19 protein-coding genes and 1 pseudogene are annotated in these 19519 nt (G+C 37.5%); 11 read left to right on the forward strand and 9 right to left on the reverse strand.

From position 1 onward, the window contains the following. Positions 1 to 232 precede the first annotated feature (232 nt). The 4 genes from ACDZ29_RS23615 to ACDZ29_RS23630 all read left to right on the forward strand — a co-directional run bounded on the left by ACDZ29_RS23615 (position 233) and on the right by ACDZ29_RS23630 (position 4067). Positions 233 to 421, forward strand: a complete 189-nt coding sequence (locus ACDZ29_RS23615) for a hypothetical protein (RefSeq protein WP_289325029.1) — start codon at positions 233 to 235, stop codon at positions 419 to 421. A 1036-nt stretch (positions 422 to 1457) separates the two neighbouring features. Further along, on the forward strand, positions 1458 to 2441 hold the full coding sequence (locus ACDZ29_RS23620; protein ID WP_370015010.1) for a family 43 glycosylhydrolase: 984 nt from the start codon (positions 1458 to 1460) through the stop codon (positions 2439 to 2441). Between the two features lie 121 nt (positions 2442 to 2562). Further along, complete coding sequence (locus ACDZ29_RS23625; protein ID WP_375088863.1) at positions 2563 to 3813, forward strand: MFS transporter; 1251 nt, start codon at positions 2563 to 2565, stop codon at positions 3811 to 3813. A 95-nt stretch (positions 3814 to 3908) separates the two neighbouring features. After that, positions 3909 to 4067, forward strand: coding sequence for a hypothetical protein (locus ACDZ29_RS23630; protein ID WP_375088864.1), 159 nt, complete (start codon positions 3909 to 3911; stop codon positions 4065 to 4067). Positions 4068 to 4179: 112 nt separating this feature from the next. Here the strand turns inward: ACDZ29_RS23630 and ACDZ29_RS23635 are convergent, their stop codons facing one another. From ACDZ29_RS23635 to ACDZ29_RS23645, 3 genes and pseudogenes are all read right to left on the reverse strand, one after another. Continuing rightward, positions 4180 to 4767 carry a hypothetical protein gene (locus ACDZ29_RS23635; RefSeq protein ID WP_375088865.1) on the reverse strand — a complete coding sequence of 196 codons (588 nt, stop codon included), beginning with the start codon at positions 4765 to 4767 and terminating at the stop codon, positions 4180 to 4182. Between the two features lie 38 nt (positions 4768 to 4805). Then, positions 4806 to 5834 (reverse strand): annotated as a pseudogene (locus tag ACDZ29_RS23640) (IS1595 family transposase). Between the two features lie 176 nt (positions 5835 to 6010). Next, a complete protein-coding gene (locus tag ACDZ29_RS23645) occupies positions 6011 to 6337 on the reverse strand; it encodes a YnfA family protein (RefSeq protein WP_375088866.1) in 327 nt (108 codons plus the stop codon). A 251-nt stretch (positions 6338 to 6588) separates the two neighbouring features. Between ACDZ29_RS23645 and ACDZ29_RS23650 the strand changes: the two genes are divergently transcribed. Beyond that, a complete protein-coding gene (locus tag ACDZ29_RS23650) occupies positions 6589 to 7542 on the forward strand; it encodes a DMT family transporter (RefSeq protein ID WP_370015015.1) in 954 nt (317 codons plus the stop codon). A gap of 36 nt (positions 7543 to 7578) precedes the next feature. Here ACDZ29_RS23650 and ACDZ29_RS23655 read toward each other — a convergent pair whose 3' ends face one another. Next, positions 7579 to 8667, reverse strand: coding sequence for an MBL fold metallo-hydrolase (locus tag ACDZ29_RS23655; RefSeq protein ID WP_375088867.1), 1089 nt, complete (start codon positions 8665 to 8667; stop codon positions 7579 to 7581). Positions 8668 to 8961: 294 nt separating this feature from the next. On the opposite strand from ACDZ29_RS23655, the gene ACDZ29_RS23660 reads away from it, so the two are divergent. Further along, on the forward strand, positions 8962 to 9705 hold the full coding sequence (locus tag ACDZ29_RS23660; RefSeq protein ID WP_375088868.1) for a type II toxin-antitoxin system SpoIISA family toxin: 744 nt from the start codon (positions 8962 to 8964) through the stop codon (positions 9703 to 9705). Continuing rightward, positions 9706 to 9885 carry a hypothetical protein gene (locus ACDZ29_RS23665; RefSeq protein ID WP_289316477.1) on the forward strand — a complete coding sequence of 60 codons (180 nt, stop codon included), beginning with the start codon at positions 9706 to 9708 and terminating at the stop codon, positions 9883 to 9885. Between the two features lie 281 nt (positions 9886 to 10166). Here the strand turns inward: ACDZ29_RS23665 and ACDZ29_RS23670 are convergent, their stop codons facing one another. Beyond that, on the reverse strand, positions 10167 to 11126 hold the full coding sequence (locus ACDZ29_RS23670; RefSeq protein ID WP_375088869.1) for a diguanylate cyclase: 960 nt from the start codon (positions 11124 to 11126) through the stop codon (positions 10167 to 10169). Between the two features lie 611 nt (positions 11127 to 11737). Here ACDZ29_RS23670 and ACDZ29_RS23675 point away from each other — a divergent pair. Further along, a complete protein-coding gene (locus tag ACDZ29_RS23675) occupies positions 11738 to 14308 on the forward strand; it encodes a DEAD/DEAH box helicase (protein ID WP_375088870.1) in 2571 nt (856 codons plus the stop codon). 84 nt (positions 14309 to 14392) lie between these two features. Here ACDZ29_RS23675 and ACDZ29_RS23680 read toward each other — a convergent pair whose 3' ends face one another. Further along, positions 14393 to 14599: a YqaE/Pmp3 family membrane protein gene (locus ACDZ29_RS23680; protein ID WP_370017037.1), complete on the reverse strand. Its 207-nt coding sequence runs from the start codon at positions 14597 to 14599 to the stop codon at positions 14393 to 14395. A gap of 303 nt (positions 14600 to 14902) precedes the next feature. On the opposite strand from ACDZ29_RS23680, the gene ACDZ29_RS23685 reads away from it, so the two are divergent. Next, positions 14903 to 15580 (forward strand): hypothetical protein, encoded by a 678-nt coding sequence (locus ACDZ29_RS23685; RefSeq protein ID WP_370015021.1) that lies wholly within the window; start codon positions 14903 to 14905, stop codon positions 15578 to 15580. Positions 15581 to 15685: 105 nt separating this feature from the next. Here ACDZ29_RS23685 and ACDZ29_RS23690 read toward each other — a convergent pair whose 3' ends face one another. Then, the gene (locus tag ACDZ29_RS23690) at positions 15686 to 16000 is read right to left on the reverse strand and encodes a hypothetical protein (protein ID WP_375088871.1); all 315 of its coding nucleotides are present in this window, start codon (positions 15998 to 16000) and stop codon (positions 15686 to 15688) included. Between the two features lie 317 nt (positions 16001 to 16317). On the opposite strand from ACDZ29_RS23690, the gene ACDZ29_RS23695 reads away from it, so the two are divergent. Then, positions 16318 to 16704 (forward strand): DUF948 domain-containing protein, encoded by a 387-nt coding sequence (locus tag ACDZ29_RS23695; protein ID WP_289335355.1) that lies wholly within the window; start codon positions 16318 to 16320, stop codon positions 16702 to 16704. Between the two features lie 97 nt (positions 16705 to 16801). Beyond that, positions 16802 to 17167 carry a DUF948 domain-containing protein gene (locus ACDZ29_RS23700; RefSeq protein ID WP_289325043.1) on the forward strand — a complete coding sequence of 122 codons (366 nt, stop codon included), beginning with the start codon at positions 16802 to 16804 and terminating at the stop codon, positions 17165 to 17167. A gap of 203 nt (positions 17168 to 17370) precedes the next feature. Here the strand turns inward: ACDZ29_RS23700 and ACDZ29_RS23705 are convergent, their stop codons facing one another. Together ACDZ29_RS23705 and ACDZ29_RS23710 are read right to left on the reverse strand one after the other, a co-directional pair. After that, on the reverse strand, positions 17371 to 17562 hold the full coding sequence (locus tag ACDZ29_RS23705; protein WP_289316470.1) for a DUF3934 family protein: 192 nt from the start codon (positions 17560 to 17562) through the stop codon (positions 17371 to 17373). Between the two features lie 262 nt (positions 17563 to 17824). Next, on the reverse strand, positions 17825 to 19156 hold the full coding sequence (locus ACDZ29_RS23710; protein WP_375088872.1) for an oligosaccharide flippase family protein: 1332 nt from the start codon (positions 19154 to 19156) through the stop codon (positions 17825 to 17827). Positions 19157 to 19519 lie beyond the last annotated feature (363 nt).

Raw genomic sequence — 19519 nt, forward strand, 5'->3', positions numbered from 1 at the left:
CATGGTTCCTATCAAAATTATGCAAATTGACAAGTCTTGGCGTTTGTCCTGCGCTAGAAGAAATCGATTGTAAGGATATAAATATGGATAACCCATAAATGTTCATAATTTCGCAATACGATTCACTCCATTATATAAAGAATAAATGTTAGAATGATGGTACGGATAATTAATTCCTCCTTAAAGTGGAGCGAAATAGAAATTACCTCATCTTTTGAGAGGAGTCATTACTTTGAAATTTTTAAAACATATTATTTTTTGGTTATGCATTATAGGGACATTATTTTCTATGATTTATTTCTTTGTAGCGGACGTTCCGTTATATATAAAATTAATAGGCGGAGCCATCATCCTTTATCTTGGTTATGATCTAATAACTGAATCAAAGGAAAGAAAGCGTAAAGAAGCCTTGGAAGCTTGATCCTATCTTAGGTAAAAGCCCTCTTTTGATAAGAGGGCTCAGACTGTAGTCAAACTCGATGAAAATCGAGTTTGACTACAGTTTTTTTATGGCTGGTACAATTTGAACGTTGATTGGAACGCAAGGCCTCGCTTTTCGCTGGCGGTCCGGGCACCTCCTCGGCTTGTGCCCGCAGGAGTCTCGTACCTTCCTCTCTAATCAACTTTTAGATAGAAACCCTACCTGAGGAGTTGAAGGTGTTGCTTTGAATCAGTTGTTTCGGGTACATCGCTTGATGAAAGATGCGTTTTCAGGGCCGCTTTCTCCTACAGTCATTTTAAGCGACGCTTTAAAGATACAGACCTGTCCGAAAAGATTTTCTATAGACTCTTAATGATAGCTGCTGGTTCGAAAGGAAACACGAGCGTATCAAGGAATCATGTATAAAAAGGATCCTCATCACCTCAAGTTCTGAACCCCTTTTGTCTACAAACTGAGCCCTCTTTTGATAAGAGGGCTTTTTGGCGTATCAAAAAGGGTGCAATCCTTAGTTTAATAGTATGACCATCGGAATTCGGAGGGGGAAAATTGTATGTCCCGAGTGACAGCAAACTTGTCAATAATGGGAAACTGATTACTGTTCACAAGTGTTTTTATAATTGCTTGGATCGTAGACAAGATAGGTAGCAAAAAGGTTTCGATTTAGAAATGGTAATTCTCAGTGTCATCCATTCACCATTCAAAGCTATACGTACAAATTATTCGATATATTACTCTGAAATTTCAAAATAATAACAAAAGAAAGCGTTGACATCCTCGAAACGACAACTTATTATTTAATTATACGGATGAATATTAAGAAAATTTGATATTTTCTAAAATTAGTCCGTATGAATTGTGAATCTATTTATCATTAAGATTATTGGGTCGGGGCAAAAAATTATTATAAACACAATAGGGGGTGGTGTTTTTTCTCTGCCGGCATGAAAAAATTCCATATCGTAGATAAATACAACTAGATTCAAAGAATAGACGTAAACAAAAAGGAGACTAAAATATGAATACAATGCAAACTTATAAGAACCCAATTGTTGAACAAAGAGCAGATCCTTGGGTATATAAGCATTCGGATAACTATTATTATTTTGTTGCATCCGTACCAGAATATGACCGACTTGAAATCAGGCGATCTAAAACTATTCAAGGAATAGGTAAAGCAGAGGCTATTACTGTCTGGAGAAAAAATGAGACTGGACCGCAAAACTCACTGATTTGGGCTCCAGAACTTCATTTTATAAAGGGAAAGTGGTACATCTACTTCGCTGCGGCGAGAACCGATCAACCAGTAAACGGAACGTTCGACCACCGAATGTTTGTACTTGAGAATGAAAGTCCTGATCCTTTAAAGGGAGAATGGATACATAAGGGACAAGTTAAGACAGAATGGGAAACTTTTTCTTTAGATGCTACCGCTTTTGAACATAATGGTATTTTATATTATGTATGGGCTCAAAGGGATTTGAATATTAAAGGTAATTCCAATATATATATTGCGGAAATGGAAAATCCTTGGACAATTAAGGGTCCGCAGGTAATGCTTTCAAAGCCTGAATTACCTTGGGAGACCATTGGTTTCCATGTTAATGAGGGTCCAGCAATGCTTAAAAGAAATGGAAAGGTTTTTATTACTTATTCATGCAGTGCAACAGATCATAATTATTGCATGGGTTTACTTACGGCTGAGGAAGATAGTGATTTGTTAAACCCTGCTTCTTGGACTAAATCCCCAATTCCCGTTTTTCAAAGTGCACCGGAAAATGGACAATATGGACCAGGTCATAATAGCTTTACCGTTTCAGAGGATGGGAGTGAAGATATTTTAATTTACCATGCTCGTAATTATACCGAAATTGAAGGGGATCCCTTGTATGATCCAAATCGTCATACACGGGCACAAGTATTTAACTGGAACCAGGATGGCTCTCCAAACTTTGGGATCCCAGTACCGGATGAGGTGAATAAAAGTAAAAGTAAAAGCTAGAGATGAAATATTAAAATTCAGCTTGGAATCTTTCTACAATGCCGTGGAAAGATTCGCTTGCATTTTAGTATGGTTAAATTCATTCAAATGCATGTCTTATAATAAGTAAAGGGGACTTTATATGAATGTTTCTAAAGGTTTTTGGAATTTTGGAGGACTATTTTATTTTTACTTTATTATTTGGGCAATCGTTCTTGGTTTCCTCCCATTATGGTTAGAAGATGTTGCCGGACTTAACCCAAGTGAAACAGGCATTGTTTTTTCATCGATGTCATTAATTGCACTATGTTATCAACCTTTTTTAGGAATCATTTCAGATAAATTGGGATTCAAAAAAAACTTATTTTGGGTCGTCGTAATCCTTTTAATGTTCATGGGGCCTTTCTTCAGCTTCCTTTATGCCCCATTACTTAAAGCGAATATAGTTATAGGAGCAATTATAGGAAGCGTATACCTTAGTGCAGTATTCAACGGCGGGGTGGGGGTTGTTGAATCCTATATAGAAAGAGTGAGTCGTAATAATGGTTTTGAATATGGCAGGGTAAGGTTATTCGGATCTATAGCAGGGGCTACGGCCTCATTGATTGGGGGAGTAATGTTTGTAAAAAACCCAAATTCAATTTTTTGGTTTGCATCAGGTGCTGCAGTTTTTTTAGCTGTCTTATTATTTACGGCTAAAATAGAAGGTCAAGACCATATCAAGTCAGGAGGCTCGAAGGTTAAAGGAAATGAAATTAGTAAAAAAGCTGTTCTTTCGATATTTAAAATAAAGAGCTTCTGGTACCTTTCATTCTTAATAATCGGCACGGCCGCCATATATGATGTGTTCGATCAACAGTTTCCTAACTATTATGTACAATTCTTTTCTTCTAAAGAATATGGAACGGATATATTTAGTAAGCTAGTCTCCATTCAAGTTGGACTTGAAGCCATATTAATGATTTTTACCCCTGTGATCGTAAATAAAATGGGTGCTAAAAATGGGCTCATTCTTTTCGGTGTATTAACTTTCGTTCGTATTTTTGGAAGTGCAATAGCTACGGGCCCTGTTCTCTTATCAATATTCAGGTTGATTGCAGCTTTTGAAATGCCCTTACTCTTAGTTTCCATTTTTAAATACATTACAGGAGTATTTGATACTAGACTAAGCGCAACCATTTATTTACTGGCATTTAATTTTGCGAAACAGAGTGCCATTACTATTTTTTCTTCCGTAGCGGGTAGTATGTATTCATTCATGGGTTTCCAAAATACATATTATTGCTTAAGCGCAGTTGTTTTACTTGTTACCCTTATTTCTTACTTTACTCTATCAAATGACAAAAAAATGCAAATGGAAATTAAACCGCCCCTTTATAGTGCTACTAACTAATAAACATGAGTTGTATTTCAATTTGGAACCAGTTAATGAAAAGATTATCATGAATTATGTATGCGTTTTCAAATATATATTTAAAGGAGGGGTTTATGGGAAAGTACAAAACATTTTCAGTATTGATTTTTACTTTATTCATTACTTTTTCAGCAGGTAACGCTGCATCAGCGAGTAATTGGGCATTAATCGGTGGCAGACAGTCGGCGGAAAGGGCGCAGGTTTCTGAAAGGCTGGAACGTTTTTTAAATTAAGGTTCTGTTATATGTTAATGTTGAAATTTGAATATTAAATAGGGGAAACCCCTTTTATCAGGCTTGCCCCTATTATTGTTAAACTACGGGTGCGATTGTTTAACAAGATAACTTAATCTTCTTTCACAACTTTTAACTTTTCAGGAAGAACAGCAATCAATTCATCCATATTTTTCAATTGGTTTGTTACCAAATAGGTAGAGGGGATATCGTATTCCAATTTACAAAAAGTTGTAGATTCATTCATATTCAACTTTACGCCGTCCTCTTGGTCAAACCTTTCACCAAATGTTACATTATTCTGATTTGAAATTATAAAGAGATGATATGGAATAAGGGATTTAAAAATAATTTCAGATAGTTGATTTTTATCTTTAACCTCGACACTAAAAATCAATATATCGAAATGGATTTCTCCATATTTGGTCATTTCATATGCTGTTTTTTGAGGGACGAACTTATGCGTATAAATTACCCCAAGTTTATCTAACTGGTCTCTCATTCCATCAACATCCCAGTCATACCATTCAAAGGTAATAAACAACGGAAACTGATTTAAGCTGGAGAAAAATAGGATAAAGAATTCCTCAATCCCAATGTCTTCTGCATCAATTTCGTATACTGTCTTAGGTGAAGGATTTACCAAAAAGTCGTGTTCTTGATTAAAAGAATACACTTGTTCTCTAATATATATTTCCACTTTACCACTCCAAATGTACTTCGTTAGTCGAATATGGACTACAAATTGAATTTTGACAAGCGTAAACTATCATAAGTATCTGTCATTTCAAATACAAATGATTTTAATAAAAATTCTTTGATATTATGTCTCGTACTTTCGTTACTACGACTATCAATAAACAAGAACCAAGCGAGGTAATTATCGAGGTATTTGGTAGCCACACCTTTAAATCGGTCTATCCATTGTTTCATACGAGAATGGAGACCATTGACATTTTGAATGTGATATAAGCCTGTGAGAACGTACTTACCATCAGTGGATTTAATTCTATAATGTTCTAATCCTTTTTCTTTCGCATACGTTTTATAGGCTCTCCAAGCATCTGTTACAAGTACGTTGTCAGCGGTTAACTTAGAACCAATCATTTTATCTACTTTATCTTTCACAACTCGCCCCATACAAGCAACTTTAGAAACAGTTGCTTTGGTACGGTCTCTGGCAACAAGAACGCAAACTTGCTCGTGGCTGATACCTCTATGTTTAGATTTTCCGCCACGCTTTCGAGGTTTTCGGTCTGTAATGCCTCGTTTTCCTTTTTCAGAGTATAGGAAATAGGTCTCGTCAATTTCAACGATACCTTCAAAATGTTCAAAATCCATTTGTTTGAGAGCGTTTAGCAACTTGTGTCTCCAATAGAAAAGTGTAACCCAAGTAACCCCTACAATTTCAGCCGATTTTCGTAGGGATTAACCTTTAAACATACATTCAACAAATGTAATCCACTCGTCTCCTTTTCGGGTGCGATATAAAACAGTGTTAGTCGTATCAGTAAAGGTTTTACTACAACATTTACAACGATAACGTTGGCGACCATTATATTTTCCGAACCGAACAACGTGTTCAGATGCACAATGAGGGCATTCAAACCCTTCTTTGAAACGAGTTTCTCTCATTTCGTTGATTAGACGACCACCGACAGAGGAAGAAGGCTGAACATAGCGTTTTACCCATTGATATACTTGTTCTTTTTTCGTATGTGGTAATTTATCAATGTGCTTTAGTAAATTGCTAAACGCTTTGCTCATTTTTCGTTACCTCCCGAATATTTGTTCTTATATCCATAATACTAAGAATTCGGGTAAGTATCAAATAATCAACATTTTGCTTTAACAGAGCCTAAATTAAAAAAACTGCAGGCTAACTCGCTTTTCTTTGAGTCTGTCAACAGTCTGATTAAAGGGCATAAGGCCCTTTAATTTTTTTACTGTCTAGGTCCCCATATCATGATTGAAACCCCGGCTAGACAGATTACTGCTCCAATCCAATCATATAAATCAGGAGTTTTCTTATCAATGCCCCATCCCCATAAAACCGATAAAACAATGAAAACCCCGCCATATGCAGCATATACACGTCCAAAAGTAGGGAACGTTTGGAAAGTTGCAATGATACCGTATAATACCAACCCGAAACCTCCGGCTAAACCAAGATAAATGGATTTACCTTCCCTTAACCAAAGCCAAATAAGGTAGCCACCACCAATTTCCGCCAGTCCTGCCATAAGGAATATTACTGTAGTAACTAACATATATGTATACCTCACTTTCTCGTTGAAATTTTACCATATTTGAAACTGTACATGATCATACTTAACGGTGTTCTTAATCTATATCTTTTGAAAAAAAGTGAAAACCGCATGAACGTTAAAAGCAGCACTTTAATTCAAAGGAGGAATTTATGCCAACTTTATCTTTTAACTCTAACTTGGGTTGCAATACAGATGCAAAGGGTACTATACCTAAAAAGGAAATATAGTAATCTAGTTAAGGAGTTGCATCCATGAAATCCCGAACTTTTGCATATATGTTAGCCATCTTTCATGCAAGTATTGTCGGCCTATCTTTCTTATTCACCAAAATGGCCATTGCAGAATCGAATCCGCTTGATACTTTGGCGTTCCGATTCACCGTTTCTTTCGTCATCATTTTATTCCTTGTTGCCGTTAAAGTCATTAAAGTGAACTATTCATGGGAGTCGGTTAAAAATCTGGTCCCGCTATCCTTGTTATTCCCAACTCTTTTCTTTGCCTTTCAAACTTTCGGACTTAAGTATTCACAATCCACAGATGCTGGAATTCTATCTGCAGTCACTCCAATTCTAACATTGATGATAGCTGGATATTTCCTGAAGGAGAAAACATCTTTATATCAAAAGCTTTCGATTATCTTGTCTGTAATTGGGGTCATTTTTATTTTCGTGGTGAAAGGGAGTACGATCAATTTTTCTGACATGCTTGGGATGGTGTTGATCTTGCTATCCTGTATAGCAACCGCATGTTATACAACGATGACCCGTTCACTTGCCAAGGATTTTACACCTGGTGAAATGTCCTTTTTCATGATGGGAACAGGATTTGTCATTTTTAACGTGGCCGCACTTTTCACCCATCTAAAACAAGGAACGATGCCGGAATTTTTTACACCATGGTCGAGCATGGAATTCATCAGTTCCATTTTGTATCTGGGAATATTGGCTTCATTGGTCACTTCGTTATTATCCAATACGATTTTATCAAAGATCAAAGCGTCCCAAATGAGCGTATTTGCAAATCTTTCCACAGTTGTCACGATTGCTGCAGGAGCTCTCATTCTTGATGAAAAGATTACGATCTACGATATATTGGGGTCGATACTAATCATTTTAGGTGTAATAGGCACGAATTATTTTGGCGGGAAGAAAGAGCATTCGATAAAAGTGAATCTTGAATATAAAGGGGAACAAAGTGCGAAATGAATAAAAATGGTCCATCCCATTCGGGAAGGACCATTTTTATTTCCACCATTTTGTTTGAGGGAAATCTGTTGTCCCAATCATTACTGGCTCGCCTAGTTGAGGTGTGCAGACCTGTACGGCATGATCATTGGCCGCTTTTGTTACCCGTTCTATCGGGTCTGTCCAGTCATGAAAAGACAATGTGAAACCTGCCCAATGAATGGGGATCATCAGTTTTCCTTCTACATCGATGTGTGCTTGAACAGTTTCTTCAGGCATCATATGGATGGTTGACCAACGCTCATCATATTGGCCGCATTCCATTAAAGTTAAATCAAAAGGACCGTATTTTTTGCCGATTTCTTTAAAATGGCCACCATATCCACTGTCGCCGCTGAAAAATACCTTTTCTTGTTTGCCATTAATTACCCAAGAACACCAAAGTGTCGTATTGCCATCGTTTAAACTTCTTCCAGAAAAATGCCTTGCAGGCGTACAAACAAATTGCAACTCTTTGAATGAAACTTCATCCCACCAATTATGTTCCTGAATCAGTTCTTTTTTCACGCCCCATCTTTCAAGATGTCCACCGACACCGAGTGGAACAATGAACTGACCGACCTTATCTTTTAATTTCTTTATTGAGAAATAATCCAAATGATCGTAGTGGTCATGTGAGAGTAAGACGGCATCGATAGGAGGCAGCAAATCCAAATCGATAGGCAACTCCCCGCTAAAGCGCTTGTTTCCAAACCAAGGAAAGGGAGTGGGGGCTTTTCCAAACATTGGATCCACTAAAATGGTTTTACCATCCAACTCCAACATGAATGCAGAATGACCAAACCAGGTGATTTTATTGGAATTCACAGATGATGCAGGTTCTTTTGCTCCTATTACGATTGGATGGTCGGGCCTTCTTTTTGGATTGCCTTTTATGTAATCCCTTAAAATGGAACCAGTATGTTTAAGGCTCATCGCTTGACCAGCAGGAATCTGATTGTGGAATTTACCCTTGGCAAAATTCTCTTTTGTAGTGAATGCTCTCACTTTTTCTTTGTTTGTCCGCCTCCCTAGCGGAGGATAGAGGTTAAGGAAAAGTAACAATAATATAAAAAAAGAAATGATGATCTTTATAATTTTCAGCATGAATATGTTCCTCCCATATTAATCAGACCTTTTCGTTAACTTATCATATCACAGAATATATAAGGTTATTTAATGCGATGTCCCACAATGGAAATGATATGGATTTACCCTTCAGGTCTATAGATGTGAACCGATGATTCATTAACTCGAAACTCACTTTGGGAGTCAAGTGAAAACTTGGTTAAGTTTCACACGCCCTAGGCAGGGAATAGAGGTATATATAATGAATAATATAGAGTACGGAATAAGAAATGTAGCAGCAGGATGAAGGGTAGGGTGATAAATCGATTGTTAATGTTTTTCAGAGTCTTTGTATGGGTAGTATTTTTTGCTTTATTGGCCTATGTCATTCTTTCTTGGAAATATAAAGACAAGGTAACTAAAAGGATTGAAGCGATTCGAAAAACCTGGTATGTCATTTTTATACTGGGAGCATTGATTTATTGGAATTTCTATCCGATGAGTATATTTAATGAGTGGAAAAATTTTTTGATTATGGCTATCGTATTTATCCTGATTGATATGTTTGTGTTCTTGAGCATGTATATATCCAAAATTGGCGATAACGAACTGTCCTATGCAACAAAAGCTGTTGCGGAAAGTGACAAACTTTTAACGGATAATAGGGAAAAGGTCAAGAATATGTTTCATCTCCTAAAGAAAGAAGGGATTCCTGAGTATTATCAAACGAATAAGGAATACTTGGCTTATTTGAGCATTCTCCTTCAAGCTTATGCAGCAAAGGAAGGGATGGACGTAAAAATTCTTCCTTTCAAAACGGAACAGGACAAGCAATTGGTGATAAATGGGCATCCGAACTTGAATGGCAGTACCATTCGTGCTACATTGGAAAGAGAAGATACGTATTATAATGATGAAGAGAAAATGGCTCTGCAGCCTGTAAGCATTTTGATGGAACCCTATATCCTTGACGTGAAATCAGAAAGCTTCGTTTCAGAAGTCGATTGTTTATTAATAGCCTTATTAATCATGATGTTCGATATGGTCATAAAACATAACCCAGGTGGTGAAGGATAAATGAGTATTTATGATAAAGCTGGCAGCGAAGTGTCAGTTGCCGTAATCAAACCACAGGTGAAAATACCCGATGTAGGATTAAGTCCCCATACTAAAAAGGTGATGAAACAGAACGAACGCATTATCCTGAAACAAAAAGAAAAAGCTGATCGCTTCAGCCGGTTAAAAAATGTTTTATAAGAAACGGGGCAGGGGTTTTTCCTTTGCCTGATGATATTTAATGGAAAACCCGCATATACTATTCAAAATAAAGAATAGGAAGGGTCTTTCAGAATATGAACAAAAAACCCGAGAGAGTTAACATCCCGGCCCCCTCCGCTTCACCATCCGAGAAACGGATACATAAGGGAAATGCTGATCTGCTCAAGCTTTTGCAAAGGTTGAAAGCTAAACGTTGGATTTTTTTAAGGTAAAAGAAAGCCAGTCTCTAAGGAGAACTGGTTTTTTGAATTTTCGGAAAATCACAGCGGGTGGTAGTATTGAATATTCTTACGACCAGATTCTTTAGCCTTATACATCGTACGATCCGCTTTTGTCAAAAGTGACTCCATTTTCGTACCATTATGAGGATAAAAGCTTATCCCTATGCTAGCCGATACAAAATGATCATTTCCATTAATTTGAATGGGCATGGTGGATAAATGGTTCAATAATAATTCAGCGCTTTGCTGTGTGCTTTTCATTAAATCCTCACAATGGGATGGATGTAATAATACAATGAATTCATCTCCACCGATTCTAGCCACATGACTGTCACCAGGTACGGTTTGCAAAAGACATCCAGCTGCCTGTTTAATAACCTCGTCACCAGCATCATGACCAAAGGAATCATTGAAAAATTTAAAGTGGTCAAGATCGATGTAAAGAATGGCCATTTCATCGTTTTGTTTATTCTTTTGATAATCAAAATAATTATAAATGAAGTGCCTATTATAAAGACCTGTCAAAGGATCCCTGATAATTCCATTTTCAAGAATGATGGTTTGACTAATCAAAGCTGCCAAAGACTTAATGAGTATCAGATCATACTCTTTAAAATCATAGGGTTTAATGTCGAATGCACATAATGTACCAATGATTTCACCCTCATTAATAAGGGGGGCCCCCATAAAACAACCGTTTCCAATAAACTTCGTCGCAGGGTGTCCACTAGTCAAATCATGTTCCTTTAAATTCGGGATAACAAGTGGTTCCAAGCCATTCTCAACAACTAATTTGCAATAAACCATATTATAAGGAATGATGTCACCTTCACAAATTAACTTTGCATTTCTATTGAAGGATTTGATTATAAAACTCTGTATGGGATTCAATATCGAAAGGAAGAATGTATTCACACCAATGCTTTGAGCTAATAGTGTTAATACTTCTTTAGCGATTGAGTCCAAATTTTTAAAATAATTGATATCTTGTTGAATCATTTTAAGGCTCCTCTTTTATCTACAGTCTTTTTAGGTTTCCGGATGTTATTTCTCATATTGAACTAGAAAGACACGAAAGTGGAATCTGAATACCGTGACAGTCGTCCGGATTTCCACTAAACTCAATTAAGAGGTTGGATTCGTTTTATTGGATATTGTAATCGAGAAGTAGCCGATCGTGTAATGGGCTGTTTCTATTTTTCTTGGTTCAGTACGAATGTCAGTCAGTTAAAAATTGCCCTTTACCTTAATATCGGTTTTTTTTAATATCATTAAATTTTCATGCGCCTGATGACCAAATAGCTAAATCGTGGATTGTTTTCTGAATGCGGGATAGACTTCACTTTCTTAAAGTCGATAATCAGTCTATCTAATATCTATTATACTGTACGTGAAATGGTAAGAGTACCTTAAACGTACATACTTGGATTGGAATTAACCCGAGCGCGTCCGGAGGTCATGCAGCTTGGCATTTCTGCTTTTTATCATGATTAACGAAACACATGAATTATATAGATAAAACGAATGTATCTCGCTCATTTAAAACAATGTTTTGGAGAGGATAATAGGTAAGAATTAGTACATAACGGATAATTCAAAAGGGGATCATTATGGGAAAATTAGAAAGTATATATCCTATTGCTATAGAGAATACAAAGGAAAAAATAATCCAGGATATGGATTTTTATTTCGAGAATCAAGAGTCAATGCCTTCATATGCAACATATTTATCTGACAGGATGTCTTTTATTGAGCAAATTTGGATTAATGTTTGGTTAAATAAAGCATCAAACGATGTGCCGAGAAAGGAAAAAAAGGTGTTTCTTAGCGAAAGGGGATTTGTTACGGAAGGCTCAGATCATAAGCTGATCAATAGCATGTTCCGGAATGAATTAAAGAAGTATCGCCCATTTGATGCCTTGTCGTGGATTAAAAAATCCTTTGCTGAAAATCCAGATGATTGGGAGAAGAGATATAAAAATGCGAGGGAAAACTTCTTTAAACGACAAGAAGAACAGCGGATAGCTAAGCAGCGTTGGAAGATACGCGTAAGGCTACAAGAAGAGGCCAATACATTTTTTGAAAAAAACTCACTTCTTTTATATTTACATGTCAGGTATCATATTGCCGGAATTTTGGCAGCGGATCTTAATAATAAACCTAAATTCCAATATGTCGATCCATACTTGCTTGAAGAACAATTGGTTGAAGAAGGTGGATTTCAACCTAACGAATACCTAATGGTCACCGACTTTTTGGAAGAGCTGACAGGGGATATTCACACGTTACTCGATTGGGGAAAAAACCATTATGAATATGAAAATTATTTTTACCGGTATGAAAGGTTAGTTTCGGATTTCATTATGAAATTAGCACCTAAAAAATACTTGAACCATTTACCTGTAGCACTGCATCATGATTTTTTGGAGTCATATGGTGAGAGACTGACGGTTGAAGCCCTTCAAGGTATACTACGGGATGAATTGACTGATTTGTCTCAGGCCTGTTTTGATGAACTTCAGGAAGAATACCTTTCTGATTTAATGAACCTCGAAGGAATACCTTTTGATGAAACATTGCATGAAGAAATATTTGAAAAGGACGAGGCGAACAGAGAAAGAAGAAAAGCTGAAGTATTGGCAGAGGAAGCAAAAAAGCGGGCTGAAGAGCAAAGGATGATTGATGACATCATAGGTAAGGCCTATACTCCATCATTAGGGAAAAAGGTTAGGTATGTTTTGCATATCGGAGAGACTAATACCGGGAAGACTCATAGGGCTCTACAAAAAATGAAGGAAGCGGAGAGCGGTTTGTATCTAGCTCCCCTAAGACTGCTGGCCCTCGAAGTGTTTGATAAATTAAATGCGGATGGTGTTCCTTGCTCATTAAAAACCGGTGAAGAAGAAAAGGCAGTTGCGGGTGCCAATCATGTCTCGAGCACCGTTGAAATGTTTCATGAAAAGGACTACCATGAAGTAATCGTTATAGATGAAGCCCAAATGATAGCCGATAAAGATCGAGGCTTTTCTTGGTTTCGGGCAATCACGCAAGCAAATGCGAGAGAGGTCCATATCATCGGAAGCAAGAATATCAAAATGATGCTTCTGAACCTTTTGAATGAGGCAGATTTAGAACTCCACGAATACAGACGGGAAATACCGCTTGAGGTAGAACAAAAGGAATTTGGATTGAAGTATACCAAAAAAGGAGATGCCCTCATTTGTTTTTCGAGAAGGCAGGTACTGGAAACCGCGTCCCGTCTAAAAGAGAGTGGACATAATGTCAGCATGATATACGGCAGTATGCCTCCAGAAAATAGAAAACGGCAAATAGAGTTATTCAATCGCGGTGAAACATCAGTTGTCGTTGCCACAGATGCGATTGGGATGGGATTGAACTTGCCAATCCGCCGTATCGTCTTTCTTGAAAATGAAAAATTCGACGGGACACGAAGAAGAAGATTGACTTCTCAAGAAATCAAACAGATCGCAGGGCGGGCGGGTAGAAAAGGTATTTACGACACTGGCAAGGTAGCATTTACAGCAGAGATTAGAATCATGAATAAGTTGCTGGAACAAGTGGATGAACCCGTTCAAACCTTCACCATTGCCCCAACCTCTGCTGTATTTGAACGTTTTCAAAAATATTACCGGAACATGGGAACATTTTTCGAAATGTGGGAAAGGTTCGAGCCTCCTAAAGGCACGAAAAAGGCATCTCTATCGGAAGAAAGGGAGCTTTACGAGCTGATACGGGATACTGAAATCGAAGCGCGTTTTTCCTTAATGGATTTATATGGTTTCCTGCATATTCCTTTTTCAGCCAAGGAACCAAGTCTGATCAGGCAGTGGCTGGAAACGGTCGAAGCGATTGCCGAGGGCAGTGATCTTCCTGAACCGATCATCAAGACTAGAAACCTGGAGGAATTGGAGCTTTCTTATAAAGCGATAGGGCTTCATTTATTATTCTTGTATCGGATGGGCAAGAGGACTGAAGCTGTTTATTGGGAGCGTATCCGTGAAGAAATCAGTGATGGCGTTCATGATCAGTTAAAAGATGAAATGTTGAATTATCAAAAAAAATGCAAGCGCTGTGGAAAAAGGTTGCCGAATGACTCACGTTTTCATATATGTGATGCATGTTACCATAGAGGGCCTAGGAAGTCGCACAGGTTCAAGTAACGAATTCTTTCTGATGTTAAATACCCAAATAACGTACACCTTTGGTGTACGTTATTTGGGTTAAAAGTGGTTGTATATATTCACTTAGTCATTTCGTTTCGATTTAGCAATAAGTGCTGCTTGCCGCTTCATTCGTTTATCAGCTTGTTTATCATGCACCACTAAGATGGCATGAATTAAACCGGGAACATAGAAAAATAGTGTGAGGATTAAGTTAAGCACTGCCTGAATAGGTTTACCCACTAATAATACGGCTAAGGGAGGGAAAAGAATCGCGATTAAATATAGAATAATGAACACTCTCCATTTAAAAATTTCATCTGACCATTTCCTTTTTGATCATTCATGATATTCATTTAGATGATCCTTATATTCAAACACTAATACTTGCGTTGGTATCGCCTTGATAAATATATGCTTTAAGTCCCGATTCATACCCAAGCGAGCAGCATTCTGTCTAAAGGGTATATTTTTCATCCGATTATAGCAGGAGTGGGATGGCTAAGAATTAGAAATTATCGTTTTGGCCGGTAGTGGGCAAAGTAACGCCGTTTTTTATGTTAGAATAATCAGAAAACCAAAAGTGAAAGCGGGATGTTTATGAGAAAAAAGATAGGCTGTTTGCATGCACACTACACAAATATAGAATACATAGAAAAAGCATTCTCGAAATTTGATATTGAATGGCTTCATTTTGTAGATCCAGGAATGATGCACCGGGTGGCAACGGATGAAAAGTTTAAGTATTCGGATGCTCAAAAAACGGTTAAAGAAAAAGTTGAATGGATTGCCAATTGTAAAGTGGATGCCATCCTGATAACCTGTACGAACTACATCGCCTTTTTAAACGAAGAACAACTATCCTTACCCATGCCTATCATTAAAATCGATGAACCGTATTTTGAGCAGATTTGCCAATTGCAGCAGCCGCAAGTCATATTATTCACGAACCCTGCTACAGTTGAAGGGACAGTCAAACGTTTAAATGCCCATTCTGAAAAATATGGGGGTGTGGATTTTGAAGTTATCATCATCGACAATACCTTTGAATACATTATGCAGGGATTGGGTGAGAAATATAGCCAGGAAATCGTGAAGTTCCTGCATGACTTTAATAACGAAAATAAACTGCTGTCGGTTGCTCAACTATCAATGGTTGACGCAGCCAAGAGATATGAGTTTCAGACAGGAAGATCAATTTTAAATCCATTGCAAGCATTAGTGGATTCAATGATCGATCAACTAAAACTAAGTTCATTGAACGGTATTTGAATCGAAGGTTCCTGGTGCTTCATGAACGGCATGAACTTTATATTCAATAATATATATATAATGAAAGAAGAATTCCCTGTAGTTAATCCCCATGCAGGGATTTTTTTATTTTTCCTTAGTGCGGATTTGTTCACGGATGGTTTCAAGTTCTTCAAGGGATAGATCTGTCAGGGAATTTTTTATTTCTTCTTCGACCCTTTTTCGATCTAGCTCCCTATATTGGCTCCACCAATCCCGCAACCCTTCTGTGTTTTCAAGAAGATATTCTATATCAATTTCTTCTTGCTCATCATCTGATAAATATCTCATGACCGCACCTAATAATCGGTTGAGTTTGACTATTTCACTTTCCTTATCAGGTGTAGCAAGAGTATCTTTCTCTTCTGAATCATTTTTAGCTGGAACGTTCCGAGGTGTCATGGTATCCTCCTGTTTTTAATAGTAGTGTGCCTAAAAAGGGCGGATTTCAATATAAGATTTTGGTATATTAAAAAATTTCATTTTTTAATACTTTTGTAAGTGAGGACATCAATATGATTAATTATAATTCCAACATATACCTCGTTAGAATATATGTGTATATCGTCACCTTTTAAAAGATTAAAAAAAGAATGGGTAAGTAGGGGTTAAGCCTGATGGGGGAAAAAGTCTGTAAAGTGACCTGACAAGGGACGGACTTTAGGGAATGAATGGAAGGACCAGTGCATAAATTTAAATGAAGGGAGTGGAGAAATGAAATGTTCATGAAATTAAGTGTGGCCAGTGTCTCCGGAGCTGTCGTGTATTTGATATATAATGTCAACCAGACGCTGCGTAAAGGAATGGGGACGCTCGAAGAAACAAATAAGACACTGGAAGAGGTTAGAAACGCAGTACATGGATTGACGCAGGAGTCCAAACAATTGATCCACTCTGCGAATCAAGTTACAGCAGATGTAAAAGGGAAGATGGAAAATGTCGATCCTTTGCTAGAATCCGCCCAAGATGTTGGGGAAATGATTCATAATGTGACCAATTCCATGAAAGAAGCCAGCTTGGATGGCCGCCAAAAAAATGATTTATCCACTCCGACAGCTCCTTCAACTCAAACTGAAGCTGAGGGCATACAAATCAAAATCAAATAGTGCTATTGGTCATCTTTAAAAAAACATGCACCCCGGGATCCACTAACATATTTGGATTAATCGTTTCTACTTTTAAATTTAGAGGGGGAGCTTTAACATGATTATTCAATATAGTGTGGCTGCAATCGCTTTAGCCTTCATTTGGTTGGTCGTTTTTTTGATCAGTACACTGCAAAAGGGAATGGCCACTATAGGAGAAGCCAATCAAACATTGGTTGAAGTGAGAAGTGCCATCCACGATTTATCCGGAGAATCGAAACAACTGTTGCAAACCGCAAATGAAATCACCGACGATGTAAAAACTAAAATGAAAACGGTTGAACCTTTATTGGATTCTGCTCAGGATGTTGGTGAAGCGATACATTCAGTTACAGACTCTGTTAAAAAAGCCACTAACGGCTTCCGGACAGAGTTTACCCCGAAAAAAATCAATGCTATCAAACCCAAAAGCCAATTTAGATAAAAAGAACATAAAAAAAGTGAAAGACACTACCGGGATTGGGAGTGTCTTTTTTGATGGTATGTATAATAATAGCCGCATTCTTAGCTTATTTGGATATCGCCCGTGAATATTATATCTATTAGACCCATCTCTCTCATACAGATTCCTTAACACCCTGTATGAGAATATGGAACAATATTAATTTTTGGATTCAGAACAAGTTATTATTTTTCAGACTTGTCACCTGCAGGTTGGCCTGAAGTTTTTGATTCATTGGAATGTTTGACGCCTTTACTTACATATGGTTTTGCGCTTTTTTTCTTGTTGGCACCCGTTTTCCAACGATTCCAGCCCTTCTTGCCCGTACCTGTGCCCGTACCTTTACCCGTTCCACTCTTAGCCTTAGCTTTACTCATGAAATCACTCCATTACTATTGTATGGTTAGTATAAACCATTTTACTTGATTATTACCCAAGTATGTTGAAATATACAGGAACCAAGCTGATATGTACAGGGAAAGGCTCAAAATTTTTAATCCAAATCATTACAAACCAACAACAGCAAGGGATTTGCTGGATGGAACTTGTATATAATTGGTTTGCTGTGTTTCCTCAAAATAAAAATGAAAGTGAAATAAGGTAACTTGGTGCATCAGGGGGATGAACATGGTCCTTGCTTCACTTTATCGATATGGATCTCGATTTCGTCAGTAAAATGCTTATCCCAATTTTTTTGCAAATGGTCAAGTAGTGCATGAAAGTCAATAATACAGCGCCCGTATTCATTCCTAAAATGATGCCTCCCATATTAAGAGAAGCTTGAGACCCAAGGATATACATCATTAAAAATGCAACGATATGGGACCAAACTGTATGGATGAAGGCATCTTTCACTAAGCCCAGGCCGATGAGGTAGGCTTGCATTGGAATGACAAAAAAGTGAAAAAGGAAATAAGGGCATAATAATTTTAAATAGTATGCGGCAGATGTTGAAGAAAAAAAGAGGGAGGTCAAAGGTTCCGCAAAGAAATAAATGAAGATTACGGCTGGAACTCCATACAATACGGTAAAAGACATCGATTTTTGCAATAAAACCCTCAATTTTTCCTTATCCTGTTTCTTGTAAGCATTCGAAACATTCGGAATGAGCATGATCATTAAGGAATGCGCGATAAAGGCCGGAAAGAAGCCGATTGTCATCGCAACCCCAGTGAGCATCCCAAAATGCTCTGTTGCCACGACAGCACCGAATCCTGCCGAGAGAAGGGCCGTATGGATCAAAAAGGGTTGAATGGCATTTGTTATGGCATGAAAAATCCTTAACCCCATGGTGGGCAGCGAAACAGCCAATAATTTTTGCCGTGCATGTTTACCGGTGGTTCGCGAGTTCGTACCGCGTTTCATGATTCGCATTTGAAGAATCAAAAGGTTGATCAAGTATAGAAAAACGAGGAACTCACTGCCAATTAAAACAAAAAAGGCCATCAAAAGTGACTTTTCCTGGTTAAAATGAAATAAGTTAAAGATGAGGAAAAGCAAACCAAACTGAATGATATCTTTCAAAAAGTTTGAAAAAGCAATCTTCCCCATTTGCTGTACACCCATGAAATAACCTCTTGCAATCGATGAAAATGCAACGATTGGGATTAGTGTGATGAGCAGCCATTTAATATAGGGATGATATTTGTCCATTATGGATGAGAAGGAAAGTATGAAAGGCATGACCACACACATGACCAACACGACGACAGCAGCCATTTTAAGTGCATGAACGATAAGATTATAATGCATGGTCTGTTTATTTTCTGCGACGAATTTTGAAATGGAAATATGTAATTCAAGGCTGGCAATCACATATATTAAAAAGAAAATTGGCAATATGGACATATAAAGCCCCATGCCCTCTTCCTGTAATTCCCTGGCTAGGATCATGTTCACTAAAAATTCGATACATTCACCAAAAAACGCTGCGACAATCAAAATGAGCGTTCCCTTATAAAAAGACTTCATGTTGGCCAACTCCTAACAAGGTGTTTGTATAAAGATATGAGACATGCCATGGAATATTCATAAGGAAGTCCATATTGAGGGGATACATCATGCAGATATGGCTATGGATATACTGATTATGGAAGATGAAAAATTAAATCAAACAAGGATAGGAAATTAGATGAAATCGATTGGTTGAATGAAATTTCTTGTGGAGATCATCATCAAAAGACATCATTCATGTCAAGGTTTGTATTCATTTCTTGATTTTAGGTTTTTGCACTGGTAAAAAGATAAGTCAGGTTCCCATTGGGCAATTGTGTCAGATGAATCATGATCATGAAACATTAGCTGCTGCTTTGATTTTCACTTTGTAATTCATGC

Source organism: Peribacillus sp. RS7 (assembly GCF_041956845.1).
GTDB lineage: Bacteria > Bacillota > Bacilli > Bacillales > DSM-1321 > Peribacillus.

Coding starts and splice junctions, on each gene's coding strand:
- ACDZ29_RS23620 (WP_370015010.1), top strand. CDS start 1,458: ATGAATACAATGCAAACTTATAAGAACCCAATTGTTGAACAAAGAGCA.
- ACDZ29_RS23625 (WP_375088863.1), top strand. CDS start 2,563: ATGAATGTTTCTAAAGGTTTTTGGAATTTTGGAGGACTATTTTATTTT.
- ACDZ29_RS23630 (WP_375088864.1), top strand. CDS start 3,909: ATGGGAAAGTACAAAACATTTTCAGTATTGATTTTTACTTTATTCATT.
- ACDZ29_RS23645 (WP_375088866.1), bottom strand. CDS start 6,337: ATGTTAGTTACTACAGTAATATTCCTTATGGCAGGACTGGCGGAAATT.
- ACDZ29_RS23650 (WP_370015015.1), top strand. CDS start 6,589: ATGAAATCCCGAACTTTTGCATATATGTTAGCCATCTTTCATGCAAGT.
- ACDZ29_RS23655 (WP_375088867.1), bottom strand. CDS start 8,667: ATGCTGAAAATTATAAAGATCATCATTTCTTTTTTTATATTATTGTTA.
- ACDZ29_RS23660 (WP_375088868.1), top strand. CDS start 8,962: ATGTTTTTCAGAGTCTTTGTATGGGTAGTATTTTTTGCTTTATTGGCC.
- ACDZ29_RS23665 (WP_289316477.1), top strand. CDS start 9,706: ATGAGTATTTATGATAAAGCTGGCAGCGAAGTGTCAGTTGCCGTAATC.
- ACDZ29_RS23670 (WP_375088869.1), bottom strand. CDS start 11,126: ATGATTCAACAAGATATCAATTATTTTAAAAATTTGGACTCAATCGCT.
- ACDZ29_RS23675 (WP_375088870.1), top strand. CDS start 11,738: ATGGGAAAATTAGAAAGTATATATCCTATTGCTATAGAGAATACAAAG.
- ACDZ29_RS23685 (WP_370015021.1), top strand. CDS start 14,903: ATGTTTATGAGAAAAAAGATAGGCTGTTTGCATGCACACTACACAAAT.
- ACDZ29_RS23690 (WP_375088871.1), bottom strand. CDS start 16,000: ATGACACCTCGGAACGTTCCAGCTAAAAATGATTCAGAAGAGAAAGAT.
- ACDZ29_RS23695 (WP_289335355.1), top strand. CDS start 16,318: ATGTTCATGAAATTAAGTGTGGCCAGTGTCTCCGGAGCTGTCGTGTAT.
- ACDZ29_RS23700 (WP_289325043.1), top strand. CDS start 16,802: ATGATTATTCAATATAGTGTGGCTGCAATCGCTTTAGCCTTCATTTGG.
- ACDZ29_RS23705 (WP_289316470.1), bottom strand. CDS start 17,562: ATGAGTAAAGCTAAGGCTAAGAGTGGAACGGGTAAAGGTACGGGCACA.
- ACDZ29_RS23710 (WP_375088872.1), bottom strand. CDS start 19,156: ATGAAGTCTTTTTATAAGGGAACGCTCATTTTGATTGTCGCAGCGTTT.